We start from the raw sequence: 6,237 nt of genomic DNA, 5'->3' as shown, positions 1-6,237 counted from the left end.
GAAAGTGTTTTCTAAAATAGCACTTATTATTTCATTAATAGGAAATGCTATTTGTGTATTTGGAGCTTTAATGATAGGTGCAAAAAACATTTTACAGAAGAGCTTTTTTACCCTCATTATGGTAGGCATAATAGGAACGATAGTTAGTTTATTAGTCTACTTTTTTATAATGGTGATAATAGAAATATCACTAAAATCTCAAAAATTAGAATTTATAATTTAGCACAGAAATAAAACAATAGAAGTTTGTAAATTAATAAATAAATTGCTATCTTAGCAGTCGAAAAAGAAACAGGCTCTTTCCAGTTAACACCAACTAGAAAGAGCTTTTTTATTAACTAATTAAAATGCATATAGACGGTAGCTATAACTAAAAATTATAATAATAATTTGTGGTGTCGGTATCGTCTAAGTGCCATTATTTTTTAGAACGCCCTGCCGTAAAAACTTTGAAAATAGATTTAGTGGAACAGCAGGTACCGGAAGATTATCCTTTGCCAGACTATATCATAAATTTAGCCTCTATAGTAACGGCAGAACGTAATATTTCTCTCTTTGACGGATTAATAAGTAGTAACCTAAAAGTTTTGCTAAACTTGTATAATCGATTTAAGGATTGTTCTCAGTTGAAACTTTTCATTCAGTTTGGGAGTAGTGAAGAATATGGGAACGAAGGAGTGCCTTTTATTGAAACAATACGCGAGGTTCCAAATTCTCCTTATGCACTTGTAAAGCAATTAACAGTCAATACAGCTTTGATGCTCCATAATAATTATGGTTTCCCGGTTATGGTAGTTCGTCCGGGTAACCTCTTTGGACCTTATCAAAGTGCTAGTAAATTTATTCCATATATCATAACCCAGCTAAAAGAGAACAAACAACTTGATGTTACATTCTGCGAACAAAAGCGTGATTTTATTTATGTGGAAGATTTTGCATGGTGTATAGGAAAACTCATAGAACATCATTCATGCATAATAGGTGAAATTGTAAATGTAGCTAGTGGCATAAGCATTTCACTACGTGAAATCATTGAAATTTGTAAAGCTAATATTGGTAGTACTTCACTGATTAATTATGGTGCATTGCCATATCGAGAAAATGAAGTCATGGATTTAAAGTGTTCTATAAATAAGTTGGAGACAATTGTAGGGCATTCTTTGCATTTTGATATTGTAACACGGTTAAAGACTTTCTCATGCATACAATAATATTAGGTGCTGGTATTTCGGGATTGGGGGCAGGGTACTCTCTTGCTCAAAATGGGAATAATCCAATAATTTTAGAAAAAGACGAAACCTATGGAGGACTTTGTGGTAATTTTACCATCGAAGGATTTCGTTTTGATTGCTTTGTACATTTCTCTTTTACTAAAGATGAGAAAGTAAATAAATTCTTTGTAGATAGTAGTCCAGAAATATATTGCCATAAACCTAATCCATTTAACTTCTATAATGGATTATGGATAAAGCACCCAGCTCAAAATAATCTTTTCCCATTGCCGAAGGAAGAAAAAGAAAAAATTATAGCTGATTTTCGTGGCAGACCCAAAGTGGATTCTTTAGTGGTAGAAAATTATGAACAATGGCTTCGTATTCAATATAGTGATTATTTTGCTGAACACTTTCCTATGGTGTACACTCGTAAATATTGGATGACTGATGCTTATGACCTTGAAACTCGTTGGATCGGTAGTCGTCTTTATCAGCCTTCGCTTGATGAAGTGATACAAGGTGCGCAAACGGCAGATACTCCAGTAACTTATTATTCGAAAGAAATGTGTTATCCAGTAAAAGGAGGTTATAAACAATACCTTGTTACTTTGGCTATGGGGCAAGATATTCGTTATAATGAGGAGGTAATAAAAATATCACCACAGAGTAAAAGTTTACATACTGCCAGTGGTACAGAATATACTTACAATCGGCTCATTAGTAGTCTTCCTTTGCCTATGATAGTGAAAATGTTGTCTGATGTACCAGAAGAAGTGCTATCTGCTGCTAAGATGCTTCGTTGTACTTGTGGTTATCAAATTTCTGTAGGTTTGAAAACAAAAGATATTCCTCCTTATTTGTGGTGGTATATATACGATGAGGATATTCTTCCGGCCCGCGTGTATTCCCCTTCTCTGAAATCTCCAGATAATGCTCCTGAGGGATGTTCTTCGCTACAATTGGAAATTTATTGTGAACAAGGTAAATATACGAATGAGGAATTGATTAGTCAATCTGTGGGTAAGCTTATAAAACTAAATGTGATAAAACAAGAAGATATTCTTTTTATAGATGTACGTTATGAAAAATATGCAAATGTGATTTTTGATCAGAATATCTATACTATGCGTAAAATAGTTCGTGATTATTTATGGTCGATAGGCATAGAGACTATTGGACGTTTTGGAGAATGGGATTATCTGTGGAGTGATCAAAGCTTATTGAGTGGGTTAAGGAAAAGATGACTTTAAGAAAAAAATCGAAAGGATTATTTTGTGTCTTAAAATAACGGTAAAAAAGAATGTTGTCAACTACTGAACAAGAAAACAATAAACGGATAGCAAAAAATACAATATACTTATATATCAGAATGTTCTTAACAATGATTGTGTCATTGTATACATCGCGTATAGTGCTACGAGTATTGGGAGATTCTGATTATGGATTGTATAACGTAATTGGTGGTATCCTTACCATGTTCTCAATGTTCAGCGGAGCTTTAACGGTGGGAACACAAAGGTTTCTGACTTTTGCTTTGGGAGAAAAAAACTTTGAAAAACTGCAAAGTACATTCTCTATGGTATTGGGGCTTCATCTGGCTATTGCTGTGGTCATATTGCTATTGTCTGAAACTATAGGTCTGTGGTTCTTTTACGAATATCTTAAGATACCGGATGGACGTATGACTGCTGCATTGTGGGTGTATCAGTTCACGATATTAGGTTTTTTGATAAACCTAATCCAGCTACCGTTCCAGGCTTGTCTCATTGCCCATGAAAAAATGAGTATGTATGCCTATATGAGTATTTATGATGTAGTGATGAAACTTATGTTGGTGATAATACTACAATATGTTACTTTTGATAAGCTGGTATTATATGCTGTGGTGGTGTTTGTTGTAAACCTCACATCTGCTGTCATCTATAATTTCTATAGCCGGAGGCAATTCAGTGAATGTACATTTAGAATTGCATGGGATGGAAATTTGGCCAAAAAGTTTGCCTCATATAGTGGATGGAATATAGTTGGAGGAAGTATTGGATTTTTCACTAACCAAGGTATCAATATTCTACTGAATATATTTTGTGGGACTATTGTTAATGCTGCAAGAGGCTTGTCGATAACAGTCAATACTTTTCTTTTGAATTTTGTTAATAATTTCCAAACTGCTGTAAATCCACAAATCGTGAAATTGTATGCAGCAAATGAATATGATAAACTTCATCGTTTAGTGATATATAATTGTCGTATTGCTGAGTATTTATATCTTCTCATCGCAATTCCCATTTTTATAGAGATCGAATTTGTACTTAAAATTTGGCTTGGAGATTATCCCGAGTATACTCCTGTGTTTGTACAAATTATTTTAATTCAATCAGCATGGAACCCACTTAGCTATCCTGTGGGTATGTTAATTCATGCTTCAGGCAGAATGAAATGGCCTTCTATATGGGCTTCTCTCCTGATTTTGATTTTTCCAATATCATATATATTGTTGAAAACAGGCTATTCTCCTGTAACAGTTTATATCGCAAGTGCAACAATCTGGTTGTATCTTAATGGTTGTAATCTATACTTTGCTAATCGATATACATATTTGTCAATCAAAAGGGTACTTCATGAGGTATATTTCAATGTAATTCCTGGTGCAGCAGTAATGTTTATTATTCCATATATTATTTCAGAACAGATGGAATCAGGCTGGTCCAGTTTTTTAGTCGTAAGTAGTGTGAGTCTCATTACTTCTACTTTGGTGATTTTTGTATGGGGGATGACTCCTAATATGAGAATTTTAGTTTTAAAGAAGTTACATATAAATAATCAATTAAATAAATAATCAATGAATAGAAAAATGTCAATAGGTGTATGTTATTATTTGCCAGAGCCAACATATATATGTAATGAGTATTGTATTCCTATCCAATTAGGTTTTTATGAAACAGGTATTGAGATGGGAATTCAGAAAGATAATACGGGTGACAATCGTTCATTAAAACATCCTAGTTATAGTGAATATTCAGGTGTGTATTGGTTGTGGAAGAATATGTTTTCTGAATATAAAGGTATGGTGCATCATAGACGTTCTTTTACGTTGGAAAACATCTCTCTGTCTAAAAGATTTGGAATCTATACTGGACTATTGATAAATTATGCCAAAAATATGTTCAAGCATTCAGCTATAACTTACAATGAGATAGTGGAATGTAAAAGTAGTGAGGAATATAAAGAAAAACTAGATTGTTTTTTGAGAAAATTGCCTAATTTGTTTGAGCGTGGTTGCGATATAGTCGTACCTAAACCTTATCATTTTTATAGAATAACTGTTGAAGAATATTTTGATGAAAGAGTGGGAACAATAATAATGCGTTTATTACGTCTAATATTAAAAAAACAGTATCCTAATTACTATCCATATTTTGAAAAGACACTGAGGGGAAGCTGTCTTTATTATGCTAATCTAGAAATTATGCGTAATGAAATATTTGACGAATATTGTTCTTTTGTTTTCGAGGTATTTGATTTGTTGGAAAACGAATTATTGAATAAAAAACATTATATTGATCTCAATAAGGAATTTGCATTATATAGAGTCTTTGGATATGTTGGTGAACTTTTAACTAATACATTTATTTTGAAAAAAAAGGCAGAAGGATTAAAAGTGAAAGAATTTACTGTATTATTTAATAGTGCAGTAAAGGGTAACAACACAACTGACTATAGTAATATAAAGTTGTAAATAATGAAAAAGTAAGCGTTCAATTTCTACGTCTTGTATGTAATTGATATCCTAGCTAGCTTTACATCGTAATCAAAAAGGATGCATTTATGTATAATAGGAGCAAATTCAGTTGCAATTCAAGATGTACCTTCTTTTTGTGTTGTAGCAGGAAATCCTGTTAGGGTAATAAAAAAATAGAAATATGAAATCAGTATTACTTATAGCACCCACATTTCTTAACCTGTATATAGATCTGAAGATTGAATGGGAAAAGCGTGGGTATAATGTCACGTATATCGAAGAAGAATCATATAGCTTTGACCCTTCTCTTATAAGAAACAAGCAGCTAAGCTATTGGAAGGAAAAATTATACATCCAATTCTTAAAAAAGAAAAATATCCAACTTTATGAGAAGAAACTGAAAGGAAAGACTTTTGATTATTTAATGGTAATTAATGGAAAATCTTTCCATCCTATCCTGCTAGATCAGATAAGGCGTGATAATCCGATGGTAAAAACAGTACTCTATCTTTGGGACAGAACTTATAAAAATTACCGATTTGACAGGAATTTAGATTGTTTTGATAGAGTGGCTACATTTGATAGGGAAGACGCCAAGCAATTTAATTTGGAGTTTCTTCCTCTTTATTGGATCGAAGGTAATAGATCACAATGTGCAAAATATAAGATATTTGCATTCGGATCTTATCGTAATGACAGAAAAATTATATTTGAGCTTCTTTATAAAGTAGCAATAGAAAATGAATTGCCTAGCTATATAAAGCTATATATTCCATCTGTTCCAAAAAGTTTATTATCAAGAATAAAGACTGTTATAAAAAAAATAACTAAAAGGAAATCTTGTAATGATTGTAATCAAGATATTCTTATACATGAACCTTTATCTCCCTCTGAATTTCGTAAATGCATATATTCTTCTTTATGTGTAATAGATACTTATAACGATTTTCAAGAAGGTATGACGCCACGTTTTATGTGGGCATTAGGAGCAGGGAGAAAAATTATTACGACTAATAAAAATGCGATTAATTATCCATTTTACTCCCCTGATAGAATATTGGTTATTAACAATATGGTTGACACGACTTCTTTGCTGTTGTTTTTGGATGAAAAAATAAATAAAAATGAACAGATTGAAGATTTGATAGTACAATATCGTATAGATAACTGGATGAACTATTTGCTTTGTGGAAAAGAAAAAAGAGCTTCAGTCTGTAAGGGTGGATTATAAGAACTTGCTTCCACAGGCTATTGGTTTGGAACCAAATAATAAATATTAAAAAT

Annotated in this window: 6 protein-coding genes; all 6 read left to right on the top strand. The window is 32.3% G+C overall.

Annotated elements, in window-relative coordinates:
• Positions 1-223 (top strand): hypothetical protein (locus HMPREF9010_RS26560; RefSeq protein ID WP_232284335.1); only part of this gene is annotated, 223 nt, incomplete at its 5' end.
• 169 nt (positions 224-392) lie between these two features.
• A complete protein-coding gene (locus HMPREF9010_RS14205; RefSeq protein ID WP_008648576.1) occupies positions 393-1,211 on the top strand; it encodes an NAD-dependent epimerase/dehydratase family protein in 819 nt (272 codons plus the stop codon).
• Positions 1,199-2,458: a protoporphyrinogen/coproporphyrinogen oxidase gene (locus HMPREF9010_RS14210; RefSeq protein WP_008648575.1), complete on the top strand. Its 1,260-nt coding sequence runs from the start codon at positions 1,199-1,201 to the stop codon at positions 2,456-2,458. The genes HMPREF9010_RS14205 and HMPREF9010_RS14210 overlap by 13 nt, the downstream gene beginning before the upstream one ends.
• 56 nt (positions 2,459-2,514) lie before the next feature.
• Positions 2,515-4,050 carry a lipopolysaccharide biosynthesis protein gene (locus HMPREF9010_RS14215; RefSeq protein ID WP_008648574.1) on the top strand — a complete coding sequence of 512 codons (1,536 nt, stop codon included), beginning with the start codon at positions 2,515-2,517 and terminating at the stop codon, positions 4,048-4,050.
• A gap of 3 nt (positions 4,051-4,053) precedes the next feature.
• A complete protein-coding gene (locus tag HMPREF9010_RS14220; RefSeq protein WP_083792324.1) occupies positions 4,054-4,950 on the top strand; it encodes a DUF4422 domain-containing protein in 897 nt (298 codons plus the stop codon).
• A gap of 184 nt (positions 4,951-5,134) precedes the next feature.
• Positions 5,135-6,184 carry a hypothetical protein gene (locus tag HMPREF9010_RS14225; RefSeq protein ID WP_008648572.1) on the top strand — a complete coding sequence of 350 codons (1,050 nt, stop codon included), beginning with the start codon at positions 5,135-5,137 and terminating at the stop codon, positions 6,182-6,184.
• Positions 6,185-6,237: the final 53 nt, after the last annotated feature.

The sequence above is a fragment of the Bacteroides sp. 3_1_23 genome, from assembly GCF_000162555.1.
Lineage (GTDB): Bacteria > Bacteroidota > Bacteroidia > Bacteroidales > Bacteroidaceae > Bacteroides > Bacteroides ovatus.
Note: the sequence above shows the minus strand (reverse complement) of the source record. Positions and strands in the feature narration are given on the sequence as shown.

Bases quoted from the DNA above. Each gene is read 5' to 3' on its own strand.
- HMPREF9010_RS14210 (WP_008648575.1), top strand. From the start codon at position 1,199: ATGCATACAATAATATTAGGTGCTGGTATTTCGGGATTGGGGGCAGGG.
- HMPREF9010_RS14215 (WP_008648574.1), top strand. From the start codon at position 2,515: ATGTTGTCAACTACTGAACAAGAAAACAATAAACGGATAGCAAAAAAT.
- HMPREF9010_RS14220 (WP_083792324.1), top strand. From the start codon at position 4,054: ATGAATAGAAAAATGTCAATAGGTGTATGTTATTATTTGCCAGAGCCA.
- HMPREF9010_RS14225 (WP_008648572.1), top strand. From the start codon at position 5,135: ATGAAATCAGTATTACTTATAGCACCCACATTTCTTAACCTGTATATA.